We start from the raw sequence: 25,612 nt of genomic DNA, 5'->3' as shown, positions 1-25,612 counted from the left end.
TCCGTGGGGCGGAGGACCTCCAAGCTCCCTGGGTGCGCGAAGTACCGAGCGTGCCGCGATTTGCGAATGCGGCAGGAGACCGAATCTCCTGCCGCCAATTCGCGAGCCTGGCCCGGCTCCGCCGGGACATAGACTCGAATCGTCGAGCCCTCGATGTCCCTTGAGAGATTGGCGAAGCCCTCGACGGCCTGCACGTGTGTGACGCTGAGCTCGAGAAGCCCATGGTGTGGAATGTCACTCTGCGGCCGCCATGAGAGGACTTGCCCCCTCACATCGGCCCAGTTCTCCTGAATCTGCACCATAAGCGTCGTCCCTCGAGGCCAGCACCGCGTGCTCACTCCGGCCAGTCATTGACAAGTTGCTGCAAGACGTCTCTGGTTTTCTGTGCCCTGTTGACTTCGACACGAGCCGTCATTGACATCCCGGAAGGGCTGATGTCGGAAATGGACACGCAACTGTCACGCCCGGAGTACGAACGGGAGCTCGGATGGGTGTTGAAATCAAAGCGAGAATTGCCAGAGCTACCCGGGAATGGATCCCCGTCGTCGCCCCGGTTGATGGCACGGTCCAAATCCTCCAAGGCATCCGCCTGAACCAGGCGAACTCGAGGATGGACTTCGTTCGTATTGTCCGGAATGGACTCATCCACGTGATACACGAGCAGTCCCGACCCAGGCAGGAATCTGTCGTACTGGTTCTGCTGGCGGTTCTCGACCAGGAAGTACTCGGTGCCCGGCACCCCGTTCTTCCAAAGCCTGTGCACCGAGTAATCCGTCTTGACGTCGGCGAAGTTCACGCTCTTGTTGGCGGTGTAGTTGACGATGGAGACCCATCCCTGCCTGGCCTTGCACCAAGCAGATGGATGGGCAGGAACATCACCTTTGTTGTTCCAGCTTCCACCCGCCATCAAACACCAGTTCCCGAGCCCTTCCGAGGAGCCATCCGCGTCGTACAGGTCCGGCCAACCGAACACGAGGTGTCCGATTTCATGGCAACAGACGCCAATCTTCGCATCCTCCGGAATGGTCAAATACCCGAAGATCTTGGCCCCCTGCGCATTGTGTTCCCCGCCAACAAGAACCCACTTGTGCGACCAGATGTCCCCAGCGCTGCCGGTCTGCTCCGCGCCACCGCCTGAGTGGACCACGATGAACGCGTCGACGAAGCCGTTTCCATCGTTGTCGTAGGGCGCGAAGTCCACGCTGGCCGCGGCTTCGGCGGCATGCCTCGCCATGGTCCGCGCGTTTGGCTCCGGATTGTCAGTGCCCGAACCGTTCCCAGCGTACTGGGCCAGCTTGCAAGGCATGCGATATGGGCCGACGACCTGCCCCACGATGTCGACGAGCCCATGACTGGCCTCCTCGAAATACTCCCGCACACTCCCCGTCTGGACCTTCCCTTGTGAGAAGAAAAGGTCCTCGAATTCCTGCCGGCTTCGATTCATGGGCCTGTCTTCGAAGTCGACGAGGACGACGATGACGCGCACTTGCCCCCGAAGTGGCTGGCGCTCAAGGGCGAAGCTGCGGACCCGATTCGGCCCGGTCCCCAGCGGGAAATACGAGCCTGGGATGATGAGGCCGTCGTTCAACCCCATGGCGTGCGTCTCACGAAGGAGAAGCCGTCGGCCAAAGAGGTTCTCCGATACGGCCTGGATACCCTGGAAACGCTCCTTCATCCTGCTCCGGAGTTCTGGACTTGGAGGAACGCGGCAAGGCCGCTCGATAGGTGAATGCTCGCTGCACATGTCCCACCCCTTTCGCCAGGCCTGACACCCAGACACCTCTTGTCCGACTGTCGCATCCTGGCGCCTGTCTGAATTGCACAGTCAGTGCCAGAACCTTCTCGGCGAGAGGGGCTGTCTTCGAAGCAACGCCTGGATCGAACCAGCGGACGACATGGACCGCGCAAAGGGCCGCCCACTGAACTGTCGTGGCACTCGGACTCAACAAGGGGTCCTGCGAAAAGGGATGATGAGAGAAGATGTTTGGGACGACTGGCGGCATGGGAGCCACGCCCCCTCACCCGGCCCAATGCAGCACAGGAGCAGCGCGACCTCGACGTATTCGGCTTTTCCGCGACCAAGCGCCTGCCGGACGGCACCCAAACGCTCGTGGCACATGTCAGACGCTCCGAGTAGGGTGGTGGTCACTCACGCCACCATGAATCCCGCCGAGAAAGCCGCCCTCTTCCTCGAGCGCCTCCGGGAAGCCCATCCGGATGCGCGCTACGAACTCAACTGGTCCACGCCTTTCGAGCTGCTCGTCGCCACCATCCTGGCCGCGCAGTGCACCGACGAGCGCGTCAACCGCGTCACCGCCACTGTCTTCCCCAAGTACCCGGGTCCACAGGCCTTCGCCGACGCGGACACCGCCGCGCTGGAGGAGGACCTCAAGCCCACCGGCTTCTTCAAGCAGAAGACGAAGTCCGTGCAGGCCATGAGCCGCGCGCTCCTCGACAAGTTCGGCGGAGAGGTCCCCCGCACCATCGACGAACTGGTGACGCTCCCGGGCGTGGCGCGGAAGACGGCCAACGTCGTCCTCAACACCGCCTTCAACCTCCCCTCCGGCATCATCGTCGACACCCACGTGGCGCGTGTCAGCCAGCGCCTGGGCCTGACGAAGAAAGACAAACCCGAGGCGATTGAAGAAGACCTGATGAAGCTGGTGCCCCAGGAACAGTGGACCTTCTTCGGCCCCGCCACCGTCCTCCATGGGCGTTACACCTGCACCGCAAAGAAGCCGAAATGCGACGACTGCATCGTGAAGGATGTGTGCCCGCGTATCGGCGTGTAACCCAATCCCTGTCCGCCTGTGGGATATGAATGTCTTTTCGCGTACGCTTCTGGGACGCGAAAAGACGCGCATCAATAACGGAGGAATTCGCAATCGAGGTGGCTGTATGACGTTGTTCATCCATCATGCCCACCGCCCCTTCCTCCGCTGCCTCCGCACCGCGCACCGAAGCCCGTCCGGTCGAGGCAGGTGAACGCCTGGAGTTGATCGACGCGCTGCGTGGCTTCGCGCTCTTTGGCATTCTCGTCTCCAACGTGCAGATGTGGTTCAGCGGCAGGGTGTTCCTGTCCCGGGAACAATTCGAGGCGTCCATCGCCAATGCCTCGCTCCTGGACACCATCACCCGGTATGCCTTCGAGGTGCTGGTCTCCGGGAAGTTCATCACCCTCTTCGCCTTCCTCTTCGGCCTGGGGTTCGCGGTGCAGCTCGGCCGGGCCGAGGCGCGAGGTGGCGGCTTCGTCCCGCTCTACGCGAGGCGGCTGACAGTCTTGCTGGTGGTGGGTCTCCTGCACCTGTTCCTGCTCTGGTACGGCGACATCCTCTCCTCCTATGCGCTGATGGGCTTCTGCCTGCTGCTCCTGCGGCGGCGTTCGGAGCGGACGCTGCTCATCATCGCGGCGGTGCTCGTCCTGGTGTGGCCGCTGCTCATGAACCTCCTCTGGCGGCTGCCGCAGCTCCTGGCGGACTCACCCGAGGCCGGTGCCGCGGTCATGGCCGCGGCCCGCGAGAAGACCTCCGCGATCCACGCGCGGATGCTGACGGCCATCACCGGGGGAAGCTGGTGGGACGTGACGAAGACCAGCGCCGGGTTCTACCGCGATGAGTTCTTCACGATGATGCTGGCCGGACTGCTGACCTGTCTGGGCCGCTTCGCGCTCGGGCTCTGGGCGGGACGGCGCGGCATCTTCCAGGACGTCCCCTCGCACCTGGGCTTCTTTCGCCGCCTCCTCGGTTGGGGGCTGGTGGCCGCGGTGGTGGGCTCCGTGCCCGGCGTGGTGGTGACGGTGCTCATGCAGAAGAAGGTGCTCACGCCGGAGACGATGCCCGTGTGGCTGCCCCTGGTGCTGGCGCCGCTGCGCAACCTGGCACAGGTGGGGCTCGCGGGCGTGTATCTGGCGGGCATCACCCTGCTCTTCCAGCGCGCCACCTGGCAGCGGGCGCTGGGACTGCTCGCACCCGCGGGACGCATGGCGCTGACGAACTACCTGTCGCAGACGGTCATCAGCCTGCTCATCTTCTACGGCTATGGCCTGGGACAGGTGGGCAAGCGGGGCCCCTTCGCGTGTGTCGTCATCTGCGTGGGCGTCTTCTGCGTCCAGGTGCTGTGGAGCCACCTGTGGCTGTCACGCTTCCGCTTCGGTCCGGTGGAGTGGGCGTGGCGCTCTTTGACGTACGGGAAGGCTCAGCCCATGCGGCGTGCCGCGTCCGACGCGCCCGCCCCCCTGACGGCGTGACGGGCTGGACCTGGCAACGTCAATTCGCGACCGCCGGGTGAGGAGCGGCCACTCGCACCCGGAAACCAAAGCCAATCCAAAGATGGAAGGCGCGCTCGCGGAGGGTTTCGCTCCCCGAACCGTTGAGCAGCCGCACATCCAGCTTGTCGTACTGACCACCTGTGCCGGTGACGAAGAGCCCGGCCCAGAAGTTCCCGCCGAAGTTCCTGTCGAACCCGGCCTGCAGCGTGACGTCAGGCCCTGAGTAGGTGACTTCCGCCGCGGGCACCGAGAACGAGCTCGTATCGTAGCCGAGTGCCACCCCCGACCAGAGGTCGATGGGGCCCGATGGGTTCCAGTGATAGTTCCCCTGGAGGCCAAAGCGCAGGTTGCTGCCTTTGCACGTCCGCTCAGCGGAGCAACGAATGCGCATCTGCGCATGAGAGAATTGAGCCCAGGGCCCGACCTCGACGCGCGAGCCGATCCGGATGGTGGGCTCCACGATGGCGGCGAAGAGCCCCTTGTAAATCTCATACAAGTAGAGCGGCTCGGCGGCGCCGTCCATGCGCCCGCCTGGCATGAGGTAGCCCCCTCGCGCGGAGATGGCGAGCCAGCGAGGAAAGCCCGGGGCCCGCGCCTCCTCCACCTCTGCGAAGGCCGGCCAAGACACCAGGAAAGACAGCAAGACCAGTGTCCTCGCGGCGGGACGAGAGAGCGTTTGCATGGGCACGCGTTCGGTTATTACAGTCGCTCGACCGCCGTCAATCCAAGGCTTCCCAGTGCCCCGAAATCGCTCCGACAACCTCCCGCCCCTGCTCGCGCTGGTGGCCGTTGGCCTCTTCGCCGCCTGTGGTGGCCCCTCCGCCGAAGAGGACGCACGCGTCTGTGCCGACGTGGAATGCAGCGCGGGACGCTGCGTCGCCGAAAACAGCGCCCCCGTCTGCCGTTGCAGCGCCTGGGAGCAGGCCGCGGGCCTCACCTGCACCATCGTCGGTTACCGGCAGCCGGACGACCATGGTGACACCCCGGAGACCGCCACGGCGTTGGCCCCCTCGGCGGAATTCCAAGAGGGCATCATCAACCCGCCCTTCCGAGCGAAGGCGGACCGGGATGTCTTCGCCATGCCCACCGCGGCAGGCCATGGCTATCGCATCATCGTCCGGGCTGGCACCCTGGCCCCCGTGCACGTGCGCCTCGTGGAGGCCTCGGGGCGTGAGGTGTGGGCGTGGACCGTCACGACGTCTGAAGGCAGCCGGAGGGAGTTCGTCTCCACGGAGGAGGCCCCTCGATTCATCACCGTGGCCGCTCCGGAAGGAAGCGGTGCGTCGGGGTCGTATGCCTACCGATTGGAGGACCTGGGCCGGGATGAGCACGGCGATACGCTCGCCACGGCAACGCCGCTCGCGCTGACGAACACCCCCTTCCCGCTCGCGATCGAGTTCCGGGACGACGAGGATGTCTTCACCTTCCGCACCGAGCCGAACCAGGGCTTCCGGTTCTCCTGCGAGGGCGAGAACGTCTCGGTGCACCTCATGGATGGCGAGGGCGCCCCGGTGAATGGCGGGGTGACGAGGAACTCGTCACGCGTCAGCGCGGGCCAGCTGAGCCCGGTCGCGAGCACCTGGTTCGTCCGGGTCTACAGCAGTTCCGACGCGACCTTGGCCACCCAGTGCCAGTTGGACGACCTGGGCCGGGATGACCACGCCAATGCGCTTCAGGGGGCGACTCCGCTGACGGCGGGCCTCCCCGTGGCCGTACGACTCCACGGCCCCAACGACGTGGACGTCTTCTCCTTCTTCGCCACCGCGGGACGCATCTACGACATCCGCTTCCACCCCGCCGTCTATGAGCGGCGCTTCAGGCTCACGGACGCGGACGGCAAGACGCTGGCGGAGACTCAGTGGAACCGAATCGTCCATGAAGCAGCGTCGACAGGGACGTACTACGTGCATCTGCTGCCGAATTCATCCTGGGGGAGCGACATCGAGGTGCGGGTCGACGACCTGGGGACGGATGACCATGGGGCTACCCCCCAAACGGCCACCCTCGCTGACGTGGGGGAAACCGTCACCGGGCTCATCCACAAGGAGGCGGACCTGGACGCCATCTCGGTTCCGCTCGACCCGGATGTGTTCTACCGGCTGTCCTGCACCCGGTCATGTACGCTGACGACGCGCACCTCCGGCGCCCCCCTCTACATGCTGAAGATCGAGGAAGGCTTGTGGCACGTCCATACGCCGGCTTCGGGGCTCGTCACGTTCATCGTCAGCTCGAGGTCCATTCCCTACGACTTCACGTTCAAGTTGGTCCACGCGAGCACGGATGACCACGGCGACGACGCCGAACACGCCACGCCGCAGGCCGTTCCCGTGAACGTGGCCGGTGTCTTCGAGTTGGGCTCGGACGTGGACGTCCTCTCCTTCGAGTTGGAGGCGGGCCGGACCTACGTCGTGCGCGGCGACAGAACGACCATCCGGATCCTTGATCCCCTCGGCGCGCAGGTCGCCCTGGCGTACGAGAGGGAAACGGGGAACCACACCTTCACGGCCCCATCGTCCGGGGCGTATGTCGCGGAGCTCGCGTCTCAGCAGCCCTACCTGCAGCGTGAGATGGCCTGGAGTTTCTCCCTGCGCGAGCAGTGAGCACTTTCCCGTCGCCGCACAACAGCGACCGGAGGCCACAACGTGCGCTACCGCATCGGACTCAAGGGCCGCCTGGTCGCTGAATTCAAGGAAATGCGGACCCGCCTCCTGCCCGACTGCCAGGTGCGCTACACGCTTTGAGCCGGACTCCGTTTCATGGACGTGACGTGGGCGGCCCGGCCTGTGGCAGACTCTGCCGGACAATGTGGGATTGGACCCGCCAACTGGCGGAGTGGTCGCGGGACGATGTTCCGTTCGCCATGGCGACCGTGACGGTGTGTCAGGGAAGTACCCCCGCCAAGCCTGGCGCGAAGCTGCTCGTCCGCGCGGACGGGACGTTCCACGGCACCGTGGGCGGTGGCCACCTGGAGAAGCTCGTCCTCGCGGACGCCCGCGCCTGCCTGGAGAAAGGGGAACCCCGTGCGTACCGCTATCCGCTGGGCTCGAAGCTCGGCCAATGCTGTGGCGGCGTGGTGGACGTCTTCATGGAGCCGGTGAACCACGGCCCACGCCTGTACCTCTTCGGCGCCGGCCACGTGGGTCAGGCCCTGTGCCGCACGTTGGACGGCACCCCCTTCCAGGTCCACCTCGTCGACGAGCGCCCCGAATGGGTCCACGGCGAGCGCATCCCCGCCTCGGTCATCCGCCACGAGGAGCCGTGGGACGTCTTCGCCTCGCGCGCTGTCTGGGACGCGCGCCGCACGTACATCGCGGTGATGACGCACCGGCATGACCTGGACCAGGACATCATCGCCTTCGCCTTGGAGAAGCCCGCGCGCTACGTGGGCCTCATTGGAAGCAACACCAAGTGGGCCCGCTTCCGTCAGCGCCTGGAGGCCCGGGGCGCGACGGCGGCGCAGCTGGCCCGCGTGCGCTGCCCCATCGGGCTGGAGATTGGCGGCAAGTCGCCCCAGGAAGTCGCGGTGAGCATCGCCGCCGGACTCCTTCAGCTCCATCACCAGGGCGCAGACACCGAAACTACCGCCGAGGCCCCGCCCTCGGAGACGCCCCGCCTGCGCGGGGGCTCGTCAGGAGAATGAGCACTATGTTCGAGTTCCAGCTCAATGGCGCGACGGTCCGCGTCGATGGCGTCTCCCCCAACACCACGCTGCTCGACTTCCTGCGTGCCCGCGGCCTCACCGGCACCAAGCAGGGCTGCGCCGAGGGCGACTGCGGCGCGTGCACCGTGGCCCTGGTGGACCGGGACGCCCAGGGCAACCGGTGCCTGCGCGCCTTCAACGCCTGCATCGCCCTGGTCCCCATGGTGGCCGGCCGCGAGCTGGTGACGGTGGAAGGCGTGGGCAGCTGCGAGAAGCCCCACCCGGTGCAGCAGGCCATGGTGAAGAACTACGGTTCGCAGTGTGGCTTCTGCACGCCGGGCTTCATCGTCTCCATGGCGGAGGCGTACTCCCGCAAGGACGTCTGTACCCCGTCAGCCGTGGCGGACCAACTCTGTGGCAACCTCTGTCGCTGCACCGGCTACCGCCCCATTCGCGACGCGATGATGGAGGCGCTGGCCCAGCGCGACGAAGGACCGGCGCCCGCCACGGCGATCCCCTCCGCGCCGCTCGGAGGTCCCGCCGAGCCCCTGTCCCCGCTGCGCTACGAGGCCGGTGGGCAGACCTTCCTGCGCCCCACGTCGTGGGAGGAGTTGCTCGACCTGCGCGCGAAGCACCCGGAGGCCCACCTGGTGGCGGGCGCCACTGAATTGGGCGTGGACATCACCAAGAAGTCCCGCCGCTACCCCTTCCTCATCTCCACCGAGGGCGTGGAGTCCCTCCGCGCGGTCCACCGTGGGGAGGATGGCTGGTACGTGGGCGGCGCGGCCTCACTGGTGGCGCTGGAAGAGGCCCTGGGTGACGAGCTGCCCGAGGTGAAGAAGATGCTCAACGTCTTCGCCTCCCGGCAGATTCGCCAGCGCGCCACGCTGGCGGGCAACCTGGTGACCGCGTCGCCCATTGGCGACATGGCGCCGGTGTTGCTCGCCCTGGATGCCTCGCTCGTCCTGGGCTCGGTGCGGGGCGAGCGCACGGTGGCGTTGTCCGACTTCTTCCTCGCCTACCGGAAGACGGCGCTCCAATCGGACGAGGTCGTCCGCCACATCATCATCCCCCATGCCTCCGTGCCCGAGGGCGGCCGGCGGCTCTCCGACTCCTTCAAGGTGTCCAAGCGGCGCGAGCTGGACATCAGCATCGTCGCCGCGGGCTTCCGCGTGGAGCTGGACGCGGGCGGCGTGGTGAAGCTGGCGCGCCTGGGTTACGGCGGCGTCGCGGCCACGCCGGTGCGTGCGCGCCGCGCGGAGGCAGTACTCACCGGGCAGCCCTGGACGGCCGAGACAGTGGCGCGCGTGCTGCCCGTGCTCGCGGAGGAAATCACGCCCATCAGCGACCTGCGCGGCAGCGCGGAGTACCGGCGAGGACTGGTGGCGGGCCTGCTGGAGAAGTTCTTCTCCGGATCGCACAGCCCAGCCCTGGACGCCGCGCCGGGCTTCGACGCGGGGGAGGTCCAGGCCCCCGCGGACGCGGGACGCGCATTGCGGCACGAGAGCGCGCTGGGCCACGTGACGGGCAGCGCGCGGTACGTGGACGACATGGCGCAGAAGCGGCCCATGCTGGAGGTCTGGCCGGTGTGCTCGCCCCATGCGCACGCCCGCATCCTCAAGAGAGACCCCACCGCGGCGCGCAAGGTGCCCGGCGTGGTGAAGGTGCTCATGGCCGAGGACATCCCCGGCATGAACGACACCGGCCCCATCCGCCACGACGAGCCGCTGCTGGCGGACCGCGAGGTGCTCTTCCACGGGCAGATTGTCGCGCTGGTCGTGGGCGAGTCCGTGGAGGCCTGCCGCGCGGGCGCCCGCGCCGTGGAGGTGGAGTACGAGCCCCTGCCCGCCATCCTCACGGTGGAGGACGCCGTGGCGCGGAGCAGCTACCACACCGAGCCGCACGTCATCCGCCGGGGCGACGTGGACGCCGCGCTGGACAGCAGCCCCCACCGCCTGTCGGGCACGCTGGCCATTGGCGGACAGGAGCATTTCTACCTGGAGACGCAGGCCGCCTTCGCCGAGCGCGGTGACGACGGCGACATCACCGTCGTGTCCTCCACCCAGCACCCGTCCGAGGTGCAGGCCATCATCTCCCACGTGCTGCACCTGCCGCGCAGCCGCGTGGTGGTGCAGTCACCCCGCATGGGCGGCGGCTTCGGTGGAAAGGAGACGCAGGGCAACGCGCCCGCCGCGTTCGTCGCGCTGGCCGCGTGGCACACGGGGCGCTCGGTGCGGTGGATGCTGGACCGCGACGTGGACATGGCGGTGACGGGCAAGCGCCACCCGTTCCATGCCGCCTACGAGGTGGGTTTCGACGACCAGGGGCGGCTGCTGGCCCTGCGCGTCCAGTTGGTATCCAACGGCGGCTGGTCCCTGGACCTGTCCGAGTCCATCCTGGACCGCGCGCTGTTCCACCTGGACAACGCGTACTACGTGCCGGCGCTGGCGTACTCCGGGCGGGTGGCGAAGACACACCTCGTCTCCAACACCGCCTTCCGCGGCTTCGGGGGCCCGCAGGGCATGCTGGTGACGGAGGAGGTCCTGGCCCGCGTGGCCCGGGCCGTGGGGCTGCCGGCGGACGAGGTCCGCGAGCGCAACCTCTATCGCGGCACCGGGGAGACGAACACCACGCACTACGGCCAGGAACTGGAGGACGAGCGAATCCTCCGCGTCTGGGAGGAGCTCAAGAAGTCGTCGGAGTTCGAGCGCCGGCAACGCGACGTGGCGGCGTTCAACGCCCAGTCCCCCTTCATCAAGCGGGGCCTGGCCATCACCCCGATGAAGTTCGGCATCTCCTTCACCGCCACCTTCCTCAATCAGGCTGGCGCGTTGGTGCACGTGTACCGGGACGGCTCGGTCATGGTGTCCCACGGCGGCACGGAGATGGGCCAGGGCCTGCACACCAAGGTGCTGGGCGTGGTCATGCGCGAGCTGGGCGTCACGGCGGACGCCGTGCGGATGGCGAAGACGGCGACGGACAAGGTGCCCAACACCTCCGCCACCGCGGCCTCCAGCGGCTCCGACCTGAACGGCGCCGCCATGCGGGTGGCCTGCGTCACCCTGCGGGAGCGGCTGGCCCCGGTGGCCGTGCGCCTGCTGTCGGACCGGCATGGGCGCAGCGTGGCGCCGGACGCCCTGCTGTTCAGCGACGGCAAGGTGGGCCTGCGCGGTGAGCCCGAGCTCTCCCTGCCCTTCGTGGACGTGGTGGAGGCGGCGTACCTGTCCCGGGTGGGCCTGTCCTCGACGGGCTACTACCAGACGCCGGGCATCGGCTACGACAAGGCCAAGGGCCGCGGACGCCCCTTCCTCTACTTCGCCTACGGCGCGGCGGTGTGCGAGGTGGAGGTGGACGGCCACACGGGCGTCAAGCGCGTGCTGCGCGTGGACCTGCTGGAGGACGTGGGTGATTCGCTCAACCCCGCCGTGGACCGCGGGCAGATTGAAGGCGGCTTCGTCCAGGGCCTGGGCTGGCTCACGGGCGAGGAGCTCCGCTGGGACGCGAATGGCCGGCTGCTCACGCACTCCGCCAGCACCTACGCGGTGCCGGCCTTCAGCGACGCGCCCATCGACTTCCGGGTGCGGCTGCTGGAGCGGGCGCACCAGCACAACACCATCCACGGCAGCAAGGCCGTGGGCGAGCCCCCCCTGATGCTGGCCATGTCCGCGCGCGAAGCCCTGCGTGAGGCGGTGGCCGCGTTCGGTCAGGCCGGTGGCGAGGTGGAGCTGGCCTCCCCCGCCACGCACGAAGCGCTGTTCCTCGCCATCCAGAAGCGGCGGGCGCGAGCGGCGGCGGAGGGCGGGCGCGAGGCGGCCTGAGGACGTCGCTCGGACGGACAGCGGTCCAGGCTCAGCGTGGGGCCTGGAGCCGCTCCCTCCGGAAGCCCTCCGGGCTCACTCCCCACCAGCGCTTGAAGGCGCGGTGGAAGGCCACCGGGTCCGCATAGCCGAGGAGGAAGGACACCTCGGCGATGGACATGCGGCGCTGGAGGTAGGACTCGGACAGCTCGCGGCGCAGGGCCTCGACGATGGCCGCATAGCTCTGTCCTTCGCCCGCGAGCCGCCGCTGGAGCGTCCGCGGCGGCTGCCGCAGGGCTCGGGCAACGGCCACGAAGGAGAAGTCCCCGCCCGCCAGCTCGCGCCGGACCTGCTGCCGAACGCGCTCGGTGGTCGTGGACACGTCCGGCAGCCGCTCCAACGCGCGCTGGGCCTGCCGTTGGAACATGGCGTTGAGCAGCGCGTTCGCGTGGATGAAGGGCCGCTGGGCGTCCTCGTGGGAGAACTCGATGGCGTTGAAGGGCGCGCCGAACTCCAGGGGACACCCGAAGAGCGCCTCGTGCTCGCGGAGGTCCGCGGGCGCGGTGTGGGTGAAGCGCACGACGAGCGGCCGGACGTCCACGCCCGTGAAGGCCCTCACTCCGGTGGCGAACTGCACCAGCGCCGCGTCCACCAGGTGCCGGTGCGCGGGCCGGGACGCGCCCACGGGCGTGAAGCGCATGCGCACGCCGCGCGCCGTCTCCTCCATCAGGAAGCGCTCTCCGTCTCCCCAGACGCGCTGGTAGCGGCAGCCTCGCTCCATGGCTTCCCGCAGCGTCGCGCAGGTGAGGACGACGAAGGTGGCCGGGTCATCCAGGTCCACCACGTCCACGCGGGCGATGTGCAGCCCCAGGTTGGCGTCCCCGGACAGCTCCGCCGCCCGCTCCAGGAGGCCGTCCAACGCGGCGTAGGGGATTCGCAGCTCCGGGTCGTCCAGGTCCTCCATCCGGAAGCCCACCTCCCGGCAGAGCGCCTCCACCGGCAGGCCCAGCGTCGCCGCGAGCCGGAGCGCCTGCCGCGCCATTCGCGCGGACAAAGACGGCTCGGAGGATGAGGACGGAGGCAGCTGCGCCACGAACGGGACGCTAATGGCGCGTTGGCGCGGCCAGCAAGCCGTTCTGTCGCCATCCGTCAGTGCGCGCGCGGCGGGGGGCCTGCACGCTTGGACCATGGACGACACACCTTCGCTGCTCCCCCGGCTGCACCTCTTCGAATTCACGGACCAGACCTGGGTCCCCGACGCGCTGAGGGATTTGACGACCGACTACCTCCACACCGTCAGCACGCGCCTGGGCATCTTCGACGCGGCGGCGGAAATCCTGGCGCGCGGGCTGAACGCGGCGCAGGGCCCGGACCTGGTGGACCTGGCCTCCGGCGGCCGAGGCCCGCTGCCCCGCCTGCGCCAGCTGCTCGCGGAGAAGCACGGCATCGACGCGCGCGTGGTGCTCACCGACAAGTTCCCCAACGCCCAGGCCGCCAAGCGGGCGCGGGCAGAGGGCGTGCAGTACCTGGAACGCTCGGTGGACGCGCTCCAGGTTCCAGCGGACCTGCGGGGCATGCGGACCCTCTTCAACGCCCTGCACCACTTCCGGCCGGACGAGGCCCGCGCGGTGCTCGAGGACGCCCAGGCCCGCGGCGTTCCCTTCGCCGCGTTCGAGACGGTGCGCCGCACGCCCCCGGCCATCCTGTCCATGTTGCTGGTGCCCCTGCTGGTGCTGCTCTTCACGCCCTTGGTGAAGCCTCTGACGCCGCTGCGGCTGCTGCTCACCTACGTGGTGCCGGTGGCGCCGCTCATCATCTTCTGGGACGGGCTGGTGTCTGCGCTGAGGACGCATCAGCCCTACGAGCTCCGGCGCATGACGGAGGCCCTGGCGCGCGAGGGCTACACCTGGGAGGTGGGCGAGGCGAAGGCCCCGGGCAAGGCCGCCATCACGTACGTGCTCGGGCGGCCCACGCGCTGAAGCGTCAAGGTAAGTGCAGCAGCATCAGCAGCACGAAGAGGCCGTTGAGGCCCACGCCCACGGACATGTAGTTGCCGCTCGCCCGGGACATGCCGGCCGCGACGTTGACGTGGCCGAAGTACCCCAGGGCCAGTCGCGTGCCCACCTCCGCGCCGACGTTGAAGCCCGGATCGCGGGATGCACGTGTCGCCGTGCCCAGCATCAACCGGCCGTAGGGCACCACCCAGGCATTGACGAAGTGCTGATAGCCGACGAAGCCGTTGAACTCGGAGATGCCCCGGCTCGTGTAGGCCAGGTTCGAGCCGATGTTGAGCCGCCGTTCCAGGAAGACCATGGGCTGGATGTTGAGGGCGAGGTCCGCCGTCGGCCGCCAGGCCCCCACGCGGTACTGCATGGCGAAGTCGAAGGCCGGTTTGTCCAGCGCCGGTGCCTCCCTCCGGAGCCTGGCCGCTGCCCGAGCGTGGGCCTCGCCACCGCGCGCGTCGTAGAGGTCCGCGAGTGCCAGGGCGCCCTCCTCACTGTCCGTCTCGTACACCGTGACGAACGGCGCCTCGGCGCCCGCGAGGTTGCCGTCCGCCATGCGCAGGCGCCCCAGGGCCAGGCACCCCTGCGTCGAGCCACCGTCACACGCCTTGGAGAAGGCCGTCTCCGCCTGGGTCCGGTCTCCGTCCTGGAGGAGCTGCTCTCCCCATTCGTTGCAGGCCCAAAGGCTTCCCTTCTCACAGGAGGTGCTTCGGGGCACCGCCTGGCGGGTCGTGGCACACGCCACCAGGAGAGGAGCCATCACCGCCAGGAACGCCAATCGCCGCATGTCCAGTATTCAACCATAAGTGCGACCGGGCTTCCTCGGTCTCCAGGCCCGGGACGGCACGCCCGAAAGCCTGGCCGCCCTCCACCCGAACGGAGCAGCCCGGCCAGCCCTCCATCCCCTGGGAGCCCCCTGGTCATGGGGAGGGCGAGCACAGACCTTGAGGGCATCGAGGAGGACCCTGTGGCGCCAGTTGCCTTTCACGAAGACACCTTCCGCCCTCAACCCGCGCAGCCGCTCCCGCGGAAGGAGCCCCGATGAAGGTTCCGGAGATGCTGGAGCACCTGCCGGGGGTCGGCCCCCTGATTGGCCGGATTGCGCACGGGCCCGAGGGCGCCCTTCCGCGCCGGGAGACCACCGTGACGCTTCCGGACTTCGCCGCGGTGTCCCTGCCCAATACGGAGCGAGCGCTGGGCGACGGCCGCACGCTGGTGGTCCGCAACCCCGCGGTGCGCTCGCCGCGCGGGCCAGGGCTCACGGTGATGACGTACAACATCCTGCTCGGTGGTCAGCGCCGCCAGGCGCTGCTGGACTACTTCGACAACCTGGAGGCCCGCGGACGGCTGCCGGACGTGCTGGGCCTGCAGGAGGCCAACATCCCCATCGCCGTGCTCCTGGCGGAGCGCTATGGCTTCCACCTGGCGTACCAGGGGCATGACGGCGGCCCCGGCGCGCGGCTGGTGAACGGGAAGGCCTTCCTCACCCGGCACCCGCTGGTGGACGCGGCGCACTTCACGTACGCCACGCCCGACGCGGAGCGGGACGCAGCCATCATGCGGCGGGGCGGAGACCCCTGCGAGCTTCCCGAGGACCGGGGCGCGCTGTACGTGCGCCTGGAGGTGGAGGGTCACCCGGTGGTGCTCTACAACGTGCACCACACCCTGGGCGACTCCGGCATCAACGCCCGCAACCTCCGCCAGCTCAACGCGTTGCTGCAGCACCGTGAAGTCATGCACGCGGTGGTGCTGGGGGACTTCAACGCCAACACCGCCATCAAGACAGGCGGCTCCTGGCTGATGGCTCACCTCAGGACGTACGACGACACCGACACGGTGGAGGAATACGAGGTGCGCTACGGCGAGCCCCACGCCAGCGTGGGGGACGAAGGGGTGGGCAACATCGCCGACCCGCGGCTGCGGCACGAGCTCCACGTGCTGGAGCAGGGCCTGCCGGAGACCATCGCCCATGCCACCACCGCACAGGTGCGCCTGCCGGATGGCTCGCTCATGACGCCGAAGCAGGCGTGCGCCGACCTGCGCTCAGGCCGGGTGCAACGCGGCAGCGAGCAATGGTTGCGGCTCCAGGACATCGCAGACAGCGCCACCCTCACCTCGCTGCCGGATGAGAATGGCGTGGTGCCCGCGACGGGCAAGCGCTTCGACAACCTCTACGCCAGCCCTGGACTGGTCCCCCGCCTCTTCGAGGTGGACCGCAGCACCGAGTCCTCCGACCACCAACCCGTGGTGGCGCACTACGACGTGCGGACGCCAGGGTTGAAGGACGGCAAGCCGACTCCTGGAACCGTCCAGCAGCCCACCTGAGGCGCCAGCCTCACCGATGCTGGCGCCCCCGTCCCGCGAGGCCTCAGGGCCCCGCGGGACACGCGGGCAGGGACGTAATCCACGCGTCCACGAGCCCCGTGCCCTCGGCGTCCTTCACCGCGCTGGCCAGCGGCGGCATGCGTGCCGTCGACAGCGAGTGCATGCGCCGCGACAAGACCGACTTCGACGGGTCTCCCGGCGCGATCAGCATCGCTCCAGCCACGCCCAGCTCACCGTGCTCTGGCGCCACACCACAAATCTTCGTTGCGGCGAGCGGCGTGGAGTAGCGCAGATCCAACTCACCGCGGCCCAGGCCATTGGGCCGGTGACAGACGGCACAGTTGGCGTGCAGGTAGGCCCGTGCGCGCGACTCCACGGGCTCCGGTCCGGTGTAGGCAGGCATCCGGGGCAGCTGCTCCACCGGGGCTGGCAATTTCAGCACGCCAATATGCTCCAGGGTCCGGAGCTGCGACGCGATGCGCCCACCCGGGTATGTGTAGTCCCCGTTGAGCTGCGCGACCTCCAGGCCCAGCACGAAGCCCGCGGCGGCGGTGTGGCACTGCATGCATTCACCCCGGCTGGGGTACGTCCACGTCTGCGCCCCCACCGTCTTCACCTTGCCCGTCTCCAGCAACGTCGCGTCGGTACCCGCCTCATTCCACTCGTACGTGTAGCCCGCCCAGATGCCGTCCGGATGGCGCATGAAGAGGCGCGTCTCCACGCGCTTCCCGCCCAGGAGGAACGTCTTCACCGTCACGGTGCCGGGGGGCGCGTCCAGCACGCCCTCCGGCCCCACCGTCATCACCGCCCCGTCTGGCACACCGATGAACCGCTCCTTCCCCGCGCCGTCCGACCACAGCGGGGCATTCACGCCGTACGGGATGAGGCCCGCCGAGGGGAGGTTCGGGTTCGTCGGGTCCGCGCAGCCCGTGGCGGACAGCAGTGTGGGGAATGCCTCGCCACCGGGTGCGGGGGGTAGAGAGGCGTGGATGCGGTGCAGTCCTCCGCCCGCGAAGTCCACCACCAGCAGCTCGCCGTCGTTGAGCTCGGCGAACGAGGAGATGCTGAGCGTCGTGGTGACGAGCAATTGGGGCGCTGCGGCTGCACCGGGAAGGGCGTCACCCGGCAGCGTCCAGATGCGGCCCGAGCCGAAGTCGCCAAAGAGGTACTTGCCCGCGAGCGCCGGTACGGCGGTGCCGCGATACACGTAGCCTCCGGTGACGGAGACGCCTTCTGCGCGGCCGTAGACGGCCACGGGCGGCGTCAACCCGGTGGTGCGGCAGCCGCTGCCGCGCGCGCACTCGGTTCCCTCCAGGACGCTCCAGCCGTAATTGCCTCCCAGCTCGACGCGGTTGATTTCCTCGAGGAGCTTTTCGCCCACGTCGCCCAGCCAGAGCGCGCCGGTGCTCCGGTCGAAGCTCCAGCGCCACGGGTTGCGGAAGCCGGTGGCGTAGATTTCCTTCCGCCCGCCGGCGGTGGCGTAGGGGTTGGTGGGCGGAATGGCATAGGGCCGCGCGCTGTCCACGTCGAGCCGCAGCATCTTCCCCAGCAGGAGCTCCGGATTCTGGGCCGTCTGCTTCGGGTCCACGCGTCCGCCACCGTCACCGAAGGCGAAGTAGAGGAAGCCATCCGGTCCGAACGCGAGGTGGCCGCCGTTGTGGAAGGAGAAGGGCTGGTCCTGTTCGAGCACGACCTCCGCGCTCGTCGGGTCCAGGGTGGCCCCACCATCCGGACTGCGGTAGCGGACGATGAACGAGCGTAGACCGCCCATGGCGCTGTCTCCGACATAGGAGAGGAACACCTGGCCATTGGTGGCGAACGCCGGGTGGAAGGCCATCCCGAGCAAGCCCGTCTCGTCATGCTCCACGTTCACCTGCCCGGAGATGTCGACGAACACGGAGCTGACGGGCGGCGTGGCGTCCTTGTCGAACACGCGCACCCTCCCCCCTCGCTCCACCACATAGATGCGGCGGTTGTCCCCCGGCGCCTGGAGGGCGAACAAGGGCTGGGTGAAGCTCAGCTCCGGGAACGCGCGCGAGATGGTGGCCCCCGCGGGGTCCGGGGGCCGGGGAGGCGCTACGCACGTAGGATTCGCGGGACGCACGTCGAGCCCGAAGGGCACCTGGCCACCCGTGCCCCCACCATCTGGCGCCATCGGAGCGCTCCCGTCTCCGTCCGTACCCGGTCCCCCACCCGGTGAGGGGTCGGTTATTTCAACTTCGTCCCCTGGGCGACCGGAACCGTCACCCGAAGCGCCAGGACATGCGAGCGAAATGCCGAGCAAGCTCATAGCGAGCGCCACCACGCCCAGCAGCATCAGGACAGACGTTCGTCGTTGTTTCATGGCGATGCTGTGGTGGTTCGCGACGGGGCGGAATGCCAGGGACGGGACCTCACATCCAAGGCGGACTCTGCTGGATGCCGGACCGCGTGGGTGGCAGTCGTCGTGAAGTGGGCCCGGGCATCGTTCGAGGGACGTCTGCCCTCGGACACGGCGCGTCACCTGACAGTCCCGCCGACAAAGGCAGACGGCGGAACGACCCCTTCCCTTGTCGCGCTGTCCTGGGGCGGACGACCGTGCGTGGGCCGGCCTCACCGCGCGGAAGCCCCTAGATTGCTCGGTAAGGAGGCCTCATGAAGACAGGCAGTGGGACGACATCCCGATTCTTTCGTCCGTTCACGGGCGCTGCGCTCACCGCCGTGCTCGGCCTCGTGGGAGTGCCAGCGGCAACTGCCGCCCAGGGCGTCGTGCCCCAGGTGTCCTGCTACCAGCGCGCGACCGACGGCGGACTCGACGACGCACTGGCCACGCAGCTCTGCCGCGGCGCTCGGTCATCCACGCCCGCCGACTGCTTCGTGCGCGCCCAGGACGAAGGCTCACTCACGCAAAGCCAGGCCGTCCAACTGTGTCAGTTCGCCGCGCCCGACGAAGACCCCGCGGGTTGTTACATCCAGGCCCGGGAGCAGACCTTCACGGCCCCAGCGCGCGTGTTGCAACTCTGCCAGCCCGCGGTCCAGACCTGTCCCGGCTACGTGGAGTGAGTCGTCACGGCTCGTTTCCCCGGCAGCAGCAACTCACGCAGACGCGTGAAGTCCACCGGCTTCACCAGGTGCTCGTCGAAGCCCGCTTCCAGCGCGCGGCGCCGGTCCTCTTCCAGGCCGTAGCCCGTCACGGCGATGAGCATCACCTCGCGGCCCTCGTCCGTTGAGCGGAGCGCCCGGGCCACCTCGTAGCCGTCGAGCCCGGGCAGGCCGATGTCCAGCAGCACGACCTCGGGACGCAGCTCGCGCGCCCGCGCCAGCCCCGAGGGACCGTCCTCCGCTTCGCTGACGGTGTGCCCGTCCAGTTCGAGCAACTCGCGGACGAGCTGCCGGCTGTCCGCGTGGTCATCCACCAGCAACACGTGGCGTCCGGGGGCCGGCGCCATGGGAGCGTCTTGAAGCCGAGGCGCCTGTGCGACCTGGCCGCGCGGCAGCCGCACCGTGAAGGTGCTGCCCTTCTTCAGCCCCTCACTCTGCGCGCACACGGAGCCGCCATGCAGCTCCACCAACCGCTTCACCAGCGTGAGGCCAATGCCCAGGCCTCCCTGCGCGCGGTCCAGGGTGCGCTCCGCCTGGAAGAAGAGCTCGAACACGCGCTCCTGGAGCTCCGGTGACAGGCCATCTCCGGTGTCGGACACCTCCAGCACCACGTGGCCGGGCTCCTCTCGCGTCACCACGCGGATGCGACCGCCGGGCGGCGTGTACTTGAGCGCGTTGGACACGAGGTTCGTCACGACCTGCTCCAGGCGGCTCGCGTCCCCCTCCAGCCAGGTCCGCGGGGCCTCTACCTCCACCTGGTGCGCCTGCGTCCGTCCGGAGGACTCCAGCGCCGCGACGGCGCGCCGCACGCACTCCGACAAGTCCATGGTCTGCTTCTGGAGCTGGATGCGGCCACTGCTCACCCGCTCCACATCGAGCAGGTCATCCACCAGCCGCGCCAGGTGGAAGGCCTGCCGCTCCACCAGGGCGCGCGCCCGCTCGCGACTGGCGGCATCCTCCGTCACCGACAGCACCTTCACGCCGCTGGTGATGGCGGACAGCGGGTTGCGCAGCTCATGGCCCAGCATGGCCAGGAACTGGTCCTTGGCGAGGTTGGCCGCCTCGGCCTCCGTCATCTTCGTCCGCAGCGCGTCCTCGCGCTCCATCACCATGGCCGCGGTGAGCGCGAGCGTCGCCCGCAGGTCCTCCAGTTCCGTGATGCCCGTGGGCCCTACGTTGGTGAAGGCATCCGCCGAGTCCGGGCGCTCCCGGGCCGCGCGGGCCAGGGCGCGGAGCGGACGCGTCATGCGGCGGCTCACCCAGGCGGCCCAGGCGGTGGCGATGACACAGCACCCCAGCCCCGCGATGAGCAGCGCGGCCAGGGACTGGTTCACCGACGCGGTGAACACCTCGCGAGGCCCCGCGAACGACACCGTCCAAGGCACCACCTGCAAACGCGCGAAGGCCGCGAACGACTTCATCCCATCCACCGTCTGCGACGCGAAGAAGCCCTCGCGGCTCGCGCGGATGTTCGCGATGTATTCGGGCCGGGCCTTCGTTCCGACGAACCGGGCGCGGCCCCGGCTGCGCGAGAGGATGACGCCCTCCTCGTCCACCAGCGTGCCCACCCAATTCCCCGGGACGCGCTGTTCATCCCAGAGCTTGTCGAAGTGCTGCATGGCATACGTCGCCACCAGCACGCCCGTGAGCACGCCCTGGCGTCGCACCGGCATCGCCACCACCACGGTGGGCGGCCCCTGGAAGCGCTGGTAGGGAAAGTCGGAGATGACCACGCGCCCCGTCTTCACGACCTCACGCACGTAGGGCCGCTCATCCACGAGCGCCGTCAGGTCGGCTCCGAAGGGCTGGTCCGTGGTGAACATCGGCCGGCCCTCCACATCCAGCAGGGAGAGCGAGCCCCACTGTTCCTGGGACGCCACCACGGCCTGGCAGGTGGAATGGAAGGTCTTCAGGTCGCCGTGCACCAGCGGGGCCGAATGCGACAGCACCTCCAGCGCCCGGATGGACTGGCCCAGCTCGCGCTCCACGACGAGCGCCAGCGCGCGGGCCGTCTCGCGCATGCCCTGGGCCCGGGCTTCGCGCTGCGACGCCGCGAAGCGGTTCACCACCCCCGCCGCGAAGAGCACGAGCGGCACCAGCAGGCCGAGCGCGAGCAACCCGAGATAGAAGCGGAGCGAGCGCGGCTTCATCGACCTGCGTCCTTCCAGCGGAGCATCGCGCCTCATCCTGCACGGGCGGGAGGACGAGTTGCCCTCCAGTACACAGGAGTGACGTGGGCTGAACAGTCTCGCGGAGGATGCGTTCGAACGTCGACTCGGGGCCCGGGCGCGTTGACTGCGGGCGAAGCCGGGGCGCACAGTTTTGCGCGCCATGAACGAAAAGAGCGCGTCCTACCAGTCGTGGCTGGAGTCGTTCGCCAGCGAGCACGGAGCCACCGCGGGCACCGTCCACCTTCAGCGGGGAGACGACCTCTTCCTCGTGGCTGCCCTCAACATCCCGCCGCCGTTGATGGCGGCCGTCCAGCACGTGCCACACGGCAAGGGAATGGCGGGGCTCGCCCAGGTGCGCAAGCAACCCGTGCAGACGTGCAACCTGAAGGAGGACACGTCCAGCGACATCAAGCCGGGCGCGAAGGCGGTGGACGCGCGCGCGGCGGTGGCGATTCCGGTGCTCGATGCGACAGGCCGTGTGCGCGCGGTGGTGGGCATCGCCTTCACCGAGGAAGGCTCGCTGGCCGCTGAGCGCGAGACGTCCCTGATGGCCGCCGCGTCCCGGCTCCCCATCGCGGATGGCTGAGCCCACGCCAAGCCTGACGGCGGCGGGCGAAGGCCGGCTGTCCGGTCGCGCCGTGATGGGCTGGGCGGCCTTCAGCGGGCTGCTGCTGGCCTCCATCCTGGTGCCCTTCGCCTGGTTCGGAGACAGCCTGGAGGCGGCGTCCGAACACTTCCTGGCCACGCGGCCACCCTCCTGGCAGGTGGCGCTGCTGCTCGGGGGACTGCTGGCCGGTGATGCCGTGCTGCCGGTGCCCTCCAGCCTGGTGGGCACCGCCGCAGGGGGCCTGCTGGGCTTCTGGGTCGGCGCGGCGACGTCCTGGCTGGGGATGATGGCGGGCTGTGTGGTGGGCTATGGCCTGGGCGCGCGGGCCGGAACGGCGGCGCTGCGGCGCATGGCGGGTGACGCCGAGCTGGGCCGGCTGACCCGCGCCGCCGAACGGATGGGGCCCTGGTTCCTGCTCGCCTTCCGCGCGGTGCCGGTGCTGGCGGAGACGTCCGTGCTCTTCGCGGGAACCAGCCGCATGCGCCCCCAGACGTTCCTCACCGTGAGCGCCCTGGCCAACCTGGGCGTGTCGGTGACCTATGCCGCGCTGGGCGCCAGCGCCGCGCGGCTGGAGTCGTTCCTGCTGCTCTTCGCGGGCATGGTGCTGCTGCCCGGCCTGGCGCTGGCCTGGATGCGGCGAAGGACACCGCCGCATCCGGACCCCGCGACACGCTAGACGCTCCGCTCAGCTCCGCGCCGTGCGAGCGTCACGGCCCCGGGCGCGGGCCGCCTTGGCGAGCGCGTCCGCGCCCTGCTCGTCTCCGCGCATCCACTCCTTCATCGCGGGGACGACCGTCTTGCTCCAACCCTTGCTGGCGCGCACTGACAGGTAGTCCTGCACCAGCGCGTCCACCATGGCGGCCAGCTGCTCCATCAGGAGGAGCCGCTCGGAGAGCTGGTCATCCTCCTCCTCGCTCATCAGCGCCGGCAGCTTGCCCGCGCGGATGTCGAGGAACTCGGAGTCCACCGTGGCCTCGAACTCCCTCTCGCCCTGGGTGAAGCGCAGGCGGGCCTGGGCCACCAGCAGCCCGCGGTCCAGCGAGTGCTTCACCTGCTCGGAGTACGGCGCCAGGGTGCCCTTGGCGCTCATCTCCGTCACCTCACCAGACACGCCGCGCAGCACCACGCGGCCCATGAAGAGGACGCTGACGCCTTCACCTTCCACCTCGACGAGCGGCCCGCCGGCCTCGGTGCGCCACAGGAGCCACGTGAGGAACTCGCGGCCCAGGTAGGCGCGGCCACGCAGCAACTGGTCTTGCGCTTTGCCCTTTTCGACTTCGGCCTCGTCCTTCGTCTCCTCGGTGGCGCCGCCGTCCACGCCGACATCACCGCGCATGAAGGCCGCTTCGGCCCGCGCTTCGTCACGCCTCGCCATGTGCCACCTCCCCGGCCGTCGCCGGCAGGTCCATGCCAATCAGCTCCGTGGTGGGCCCCAGCAGGGAATCATCGATGCCCGCCGTCTGCGCCATGGCCGACGGCGTCATGCCGAAGAACTTCACGTTCAGCCCGCCCTCCAGCGCGACGGTGATTTCGTCCACCACCTTGCGCGAGGCGGACCAGATCTGCACCTGCTGCGTCTTCAGGTTCCAGCTCACGTCCACCGTCGACGTGCGGGGCGTGGCGCGGTTGCGGAGCATCTGGCGGATTTCACCGCGGCTCTGCGTCTTCTCGCCGCGGCTGGGCGGGCGGCCATTCTCCTTCTCGAAGGCGGCGGCCCACTTCGCCAGCTCCGCCTTGAGCGCCGCGGCCGGCACCTTGATGGTGTCGATGCGGAAGGCGAACAGGGCGTACTCGCCGTAGTAGAGGCGGCCGGCGGAGAACTCGCTGGATTCCTCGTTCTCCAGCTCCACGAAGCCGACGGCGCGCTCTTCTTCGGAGCGGCGGTCGATGGGCTCGAACGCGTGCGCCTTGAGGCCGCGCGTCAGCCAGCGTTTGACATCCGAAGGCGCTTCCTTCGCCGGTTCGACCCGGAAGCGCGACAACGTGACAGCACCACGAAGGACAGGCATGGGGCGCGGCAGGATGGGGTGCGCGCGCCGTGCCGTCAAGGCACTCGATGTGGCTGGCGGCGCCTTCCTCGTGGCCGCGCTCCCTTTCCAGGCGGCCTGTCCCCAGCCGAATGACAGGTCCGCCCCACGGCGGTAGCGTGGCGGGCGACATGCGCCGCGCCCTGTCCGTCTCGCTGCTGCTCGTGGCCCCCCTCGTACTCTCCGGCTGCTTCCGCGAGACACGACCCGAGGGCGACACCCTTCCCTCCCTGGCCCGCGCGCTCTTCGACACCCTGGAGGCCGAAGGCGCCCTGGCCAGCGCCTACGTGGTGGACGCACAGACGGGCGAGCCACTCTTCACCCACCGCGAGCACGTCCGGCTCCTGCCCGCCTCCACGCTCAAGGTTGTCTCCACCGCGGCCGTCCTCGCCGCGCTGGGCGCGGACTTCCGCTTCCAGACGCCGGTGGCCCTGGAGGGAACGCTGGATGGCGGGCTCTTCCTGGGCGACATCGTGGTGGACCCCACGGGGGACCCGTCCCTGGGCTCGTGGCGCTTCCCCGAGACGGCGCTGGCGTGTGAGCAGGTGGCGGACGCCCTCCAGGCGCGCGGCATCCGCCAGTGGCGCGGGCAGGTGCGCGTGCGCGGCGCGAAGGAGGCGGAGTTCCCCTTCGGCCCCGGCTGGGCCTGGGATGACGCCGCCTATGCCTACAGCGCGGCGCCAACGGCCTTCGTCTTCCGGGAGAACGTGGTGGACGTGGCGCTGTCCCGGGCCGCGGGCGCGGACTGCGCGCAGCCCCCCACCATCCAGGTGACCCCCGCCTTCGCGACGCTGACGGCCGTGGTGGACGTGGACACGAACGCGGAGCGCCCCTCCCTGGCCTGCGTGCGCCAGCGCGGCGGCCCCGGCGTGCGCTGCCTGTGGCGCTCCACCGCGGACACCTGCCCCCGCTCCGCCGCGGTGAGGCTGTCGGTGGACGAACCCGAGCAGCTCTTCTCCGCCTGCGTGGAGGCGGCCCTGCTCGCGCGCGGCATCCCCCGGCTGCCCGTGACGCTGGAGGCGCCCACGCCGCTGCAACCCGCCGTGCCCGCGCCCCTGGTCACCCTGGTCAGCCCGCCGCTGTCTGAGCTGGTGAAGGTGACGAACAAGGAATCCCTCAACCTGTACGCGGAGCGCCTGGGCCTGCGCTTCGCGCGCGAGCTCACGGGCACGGAGAGCTATGGCGCCCTGCGCACCGCGCTGACGGAGGAGCTGACCCGCCGAGGCATCCCCTCGCGTGACTTGCGCCCGGTGGATGGCAGTGGCCTGTCCCGGTACAACCTGGCCACCGCGCGGGGACTGGTGCGCGTCATCTTCACCAGCCTGCGTGAAGCCTACGGCACCGCGCTGCTGGACAGCCTGCCCGTGGCCGGCCTGGACGGCACGCTCGCGGCCCGCCCCGTCACCGCCGACACCGCGGGCCACATCCGCGCGAAGACGGGCACGCTGTCCGGTCAGCGGTGCTTCGTGGGGGTGGTGGACCGGCCGGGAGACGCGCGGCACCCACGCGTCGTCTTCGCGCTGATGCTGGGGAACATGGACGACGGTACCGCCCTGCCCGCCAATGAGGCGTTCGACCGGTTCGCCGCGGGGCTGGTCACACTGCCGCTGCGCTGACGGCCAGGACGCACCGTCTCATTCCCAACGGTTGCACGGCGGAGGCGCGGGCGAACACCCGGCGCACAGTGGCATTCC

At 69.3% G+C, this 25,612-nt stretch carries 19 protein-coding genes; 11 read left to right on the top strand and 8 right to left on the bottom strand.

From position 1 onward, the window contains the following. Positions 1 to 334: 334 nt before the first annotated feature. Positions 335 to 1,675, bottom strand: a complete 1,341-nt coding sequence (locus FMP39_RS20325; protein ID WP_141591981.1) for a M6 family metalloprotease domain-containing protein — start codon at positions 1,673 to 1,675, stop codon at positions 335 to 337. Between the two features lie 484 nt (positions 1,676 to 2,159). Here FMP39_RS20325 and nth point away from each other — a divergent pair, with 484 nt between their 5' ends. Beyond that, on the top strand, positions 2,160 to 2,792 hold the full coding sequence (nth, locus tag FMP39_RS20320; protein ID WP_141591980.1) for an endonuclease III: 633 nt from the start codon (positions 2,160 to 2,162) through the stop codon (positions 2,790 to 2,792). Positions 2,793 to 2,917: 125 nt separating this feature from the next. After that, a complete protein-coding gene (locus tag FMP39_RS20315; RefSeq protein WP_141591979.1) occupies positions 2,918 to 4,246 on the top strand; it encodes a DUF418 domain-containing protein in 1,329 nt (442 codons plus the stop codon). A gap of 19 nt (positions 4,247 to 4,265) precedes the next feature. Here the strand turns inward: FMP39_RS20315 and FMP39_RS20310 are convergent, their stop codons facing one another. Beyond that, the gene (locus FMP39_RS20310; protein WP_228558160.1) at positions 4,266 to 4,790 is read right to left on the bottom strand and encodes a hypothetical protein; all 525 of its coding nucleotides are present in this window, start codon (positions 4,788 to 4,790) and stop codon (positions 4,266 to 4,268) included. Between the two features lie 214 nt (positions 4,791 to 5,004). Between FMP39_RS20310 and FMP39_RS20305 the strand changes: the two genes are divergently transcribed. The 3 genes from FMP39_RS20305 (at position 5,005) to xdhB (ending at position 11,725) form a co-directional block, all read left to right on the top strand. After that, entirely contained in the window at positions 5,005 to 6,867 is a 1,863-nt protein-coding gene (locus FMP39_RS20305; RefSeq protein ID WP_228558159.1) for a hypothetical protein, read from the top strand. 203 nt (positions 6,868 to 7,070) lie between these two features. Further along, on the top strand, positions 7,071 to 7,907 hold the full coding sequence (gene xdhC / locus FMP39_RS20300; RefSeq protein ID WP_141591976.1) for a xanthine dehydrogenase accessory protein XdhC: 837 nt from the start codon (positions 7,071 to 7,073) through the stop codon (positions 7,905 to 7,907). Next, positions 7,904 to 11,725, top strand: a complete 3,822-nt coding sequence (xdhB, locus tag FMP39_RS20295) for a xanthine dehydrogenase molybdopterin binding subunit (RefSeq protein WP_141591975.1) — start codon at positions 7,904 to 7,906, stop codon at positions 11,723 to 11,725. Before xdhC ends, xdhB begins: the two co-directional genes overlap by 4 nt. A gap of 31 nt (positions 11,726 to 11,756) precedes the next feature. On the opposite strand, the gene FMP39_RS20290 is transcribed toward xdhB, so the two are convergent. Next, entirely contained in the window at positions 11,757 to 12,797 is a 1,041-nt protein-coding gene (locus FMP39_RS20290; protein ID WP_228558158.1) for an AraC family transcriptional regulator, read from the bottom strand. A 94-nt stretch (positions 12,798 to 12,891) separates the two neighbouring features. Between FMP39_RS20290 and FMP39_RS20285 the strand changes: the two genes are divergently transcribed. Then, positions 12,892 to 13,683, top strand: a complete 792-nt coding sequence (locus FMP39_RS20285) for a hypothetical protein (RefSeq protein WP_141591973.1) — start codon at positions 12,892 to 12,894, stop codon at positions 13,681 to 13,683. A 4-nt stretch (positions 13,684 to 13,687) separates the two neighbouring features. Here FMP39_RS20285 and FMP39_RS20280 read toward each other — a convergent pair whose 3' ends face one another. Continuing rightward, positions 13,688 to 14,494, bottom strand: coding sequence for a hypothetical protein (locus FMP39_RS20280; protein WP_141591972.1), 807 nt, complete (start codon positions 14,492 to 14,494; stop codon positions 13,688 to 13,690). Positions 14,495 to 14,748: 254 nt separating this feature from the next. Between FMP39_RS20280 and FMP39_RS20275 the strand changes: the two genes are divergently transcribed. Then, a complete protein-coding gene (locus FMP39_RS20275; RefSeq protein ID WP_141591971.1) occupies positions 14,749 to 16,032 on the top strand; it encodes an endonuclease/exonuclease/phosphatase family protein in 1,284 nt (427 codons plus the stop codon). Between the two features lie 43 nt (positions 16,033 to 16,075). Here the strand turns inward: FMP39_RS20275 and FMP39_RS20270 are convergent, their stop codons facing one another. After that, positions 16,076 to 18,187, bottom strand: a complete 2,112-nt coding sequence (locus FMP39_RS20270) for an SO2930 family diheme c-type cytochrome (protein ID WP_228558157.1) — start codon at positions 18,185 to 18,187, stop codon at positions 16,076 to 16,078. Between the two features lie 479 nt (positions 18,188 to 18,666). Between FMP39_RS20270 and FMP39_RS20265 the strand changes: the two genes are divergently transcribed. Beyond that, positions 18,667 to 19,074, top strand: a complete 408-nt coding sequence (locus tag FMP39_RS20265) for a hypothetical protein (protein ID WP_141591969.1) — start codon at positions 18,667 to 18,669, stop codon at positions 19,072 to 19,074. Here FMP39_RS20265 and FMP39_RS20260 read toward each other — a convergent pair. Next, complete coding sequence (locus tag FMP39_RS20260) at positions 19,062 to 21,263, bottom strand: ATP-binding protein (RefSeq protein WP_141591968.1); 2,202 nt, start codon at positions 21,261 to 21,263, stop codon at positions 19,062 to 19,064. The two genes, FMP39_RS20265 and FMP39_RS20260, sit on opposite strands and share 13 nt — an antisense overlap. 181 nt (positions 21,264 to 21,444) lie before the next feature. Between FMP39_RS20260 and FMP39_RS20255 the strand changes: the two genes are divergently transcribed. Both FMP39_RS20255 and FMP39_RS20250 read left to right on the top strand, forming a co-directional pair. Further along, positions 21,445 to 21,870, top strand: coding sequence for a GAF domain-containing protein (locus FMP39_RS20255; RefSeq protein ID WP_043612819.1), 426 nt, complete (start codon positions 21,445 to 21,447; stop codon positions 21,868 to 21,870). Further along, a complete protein-coding gene (locus FMP39_RS20250; protein ID WP_141591967.1) occupies positions 21,863 to 22,567 on the top strand; it encodes a TVP38/TMEM64 family protein in 705 nt (234 codons plus the stop codon). Before FMP39_RS20255 ends, FMP39_RS20250 begins: the two co-directional genes overlap by 8 nt. Positions 22,568 to 22,576: 9 nt before the next feature. On the opposite strand, the gene FMP39_RS20245 is transcribed toward FMP39_RS20250, so the two are convergent. Together FMP39_RS20245 and rdgC are read right to left on the bottom strand one after the other, a co-directional pair. Beyond that, complete coding sequence (locus tag FMP39_RS20245; RefSeq protein ID WP_011553182.1) at positions 22,577 to 23,266, bottom strand: hypothetical protein; 690 nt, start codon at positions 23,264 to 23,266, stop codon at positions 22,577 to 22,579. Continuing rightward, entirely contained in the window at positions 23,253 to 23,900 is a 648-nt protein-coding gene (gene rdgC, locus FMP39_RS20240; RefSeq protein ID WP_141591966.1) for a recombination-associated protein RdgC, read from the bottom strand. The genes FMP39_RS20245 and rdgC overlap by 14 nt, the downstream gene beginning before the upstream one ends. A gap of 149 nt (positions 23,901 to 24,049) precedes the next feature. Here rdgC and dacB point away from each other — a divergent pair, with 149 nt between their 5' ends. After that, the gene (gene dacB / locus FMP39_RS20235; RefSeq protein ID WP_141591965.1) at positions 24,050 to 25,534 is read left to right on the top strand and encodes a D-alanyl-D-alanine carboxypeptidase/D-alanyl-D-alanine-endopeptidase; all 1,485 of its coding nucleotides are present in this window, start codon (positions 24,050 to 24,052) and stop codon (positions 25,532 to 25,534) included. Positions 25,535 to 25,612: the final 78 nt, after the last annotated feature.

This window comes from Myxococcus sp. AB056, from assembly GCF_006547365.1.
GTDB classification, from domain to species: Bacteria; Myxococcota; Myxococcia; order Myxococcales; family Myxococcaceae; genus Myxococcus; species Myxococcus virescens.
Note: the sequence above shows the minus strand (reverse complement) of the source record. Positions and strands in the feature narration are given on the sequence as shown.

Bases quoted from the DNA above. Each gene is read 5' to 3' on its own strand.
- FMP39_RS20325 (WP_141591981.1), bottom strand. From the start codon at position 1,675: ATGAAGGAGCGTTTCCAGGGTATCCAGGCCGTATCGGAGAACCTCTTT.
- nth (WP_141591980.1), top strand. From the start codon at position 2,160: ATGAATCCCGCCGAGAAAGCCGCCCTCTTCCTCGAGCGCCTCCGGGAA.
- FMP39_RS20315 (WP_141591979.1), top strand. From the start codon at position 2,918: ATGCCCACCGCCCCTTCCTCCGCTGCCTCCGCACCGCGCACCGAAGCC.
- FMP39_RS20310 (WP_228558160.1), bottom strand. From the start codon at position 4,790: ATGGACGGCGCCGCCGAGCCGCTCTACTTGTATGAGATTTACAAGGGG.
- xdhC (WP_141591976.1), top strand. From the start codon at position 7,071: ATGTGGGATTGGACCCGCCAACTGGCGGAGTGGTCGCGGGACGATGTT.
- xdhB (WP_141591975.1), top strand. From the start codon at position 7,904: ATGAGCACTATGTTCGAGTTCCAGCTCAATGGCGCGACGGTCCGCGTC.
- FMP39_RS20285 (WP_141591973.1), top strand. From the start codon at position 12,892: ATGGACGACACACCTTCGCTGCTCCCCCGGCTGCACCTCTTCGAATTC.
- FMP39_RS20280 (WP_141591972.1), bottom strand. From the start codon at position 14,494: ATGCGGCGATTGGCGTTCCTGGCGGTGATGGCTCCTCTCCTGGTGGCG.
- FMP39_RS20275 (WP_141591971.1), top strand. From the start codon at position 14,749: ATGAAGGTTCCGGAGATGCTGGAGCACCTGCCGGGGGTCGGCCCCCTG.
- FMP39_RS20270 (WP_228558157.1), bottom strand. From the start codon at position 18,187: ATGGCGCCAGATGGTGGGGGCACGGGTGGCCAGGTGCCCTTCGGGCTC.
- FMP39_RS20265 (WP_141591969.1), top strand. From the start codon at position 18,667: ATGAAGACAGGCAGTGGGACGACATCCCGATTCTTTCGTCCGTTCACG.
- FMP39_RS20260 (WP_141591968.1), bottom strand. From the start codon at position 21,263: ATGAAGCCGCGCTCGCTCCGCTTCTATCTCGGGTTGCTCGCGCTCGGC.
- FMP39_RS20255 (WP_043612819.1), top strand. From the start codon at position 21,445: ATGAACGAAAAGAGCGCGTCCTACCAGTCGTGGCTGGAGTCGTTCGCC.
- FMP39_RS20250 (WP_141591967.1), top strand. From the start codon at position 21,863: ATGGCTGAGCCCACGCCAAGCCTGACGGCGGCGGGCGAAGGCCGGCTG.
- FMP39_RS20245 (WP_011553182.1), bottom strand. From the start codon at position 23,266: ATGGCGAGGCGTGACGAAGCGCGGGCCGAAGCGGCCTTCATGCGCGGT.
- rdgC (WP_141591966.1), bottom strand. From the start codon at position 23,900: ATGCCTGTCCTTCGTGGTGCTGTCACGTTGTCGCGCTTCCGGGTCGAA.
- dacB (WP_141591965.1), top strand. From the start codon at position 24,050: ATGCGCCGCGCCCTGTCCGTCTCGCTGCTGCTCGTGGCCCCCCTCGTA.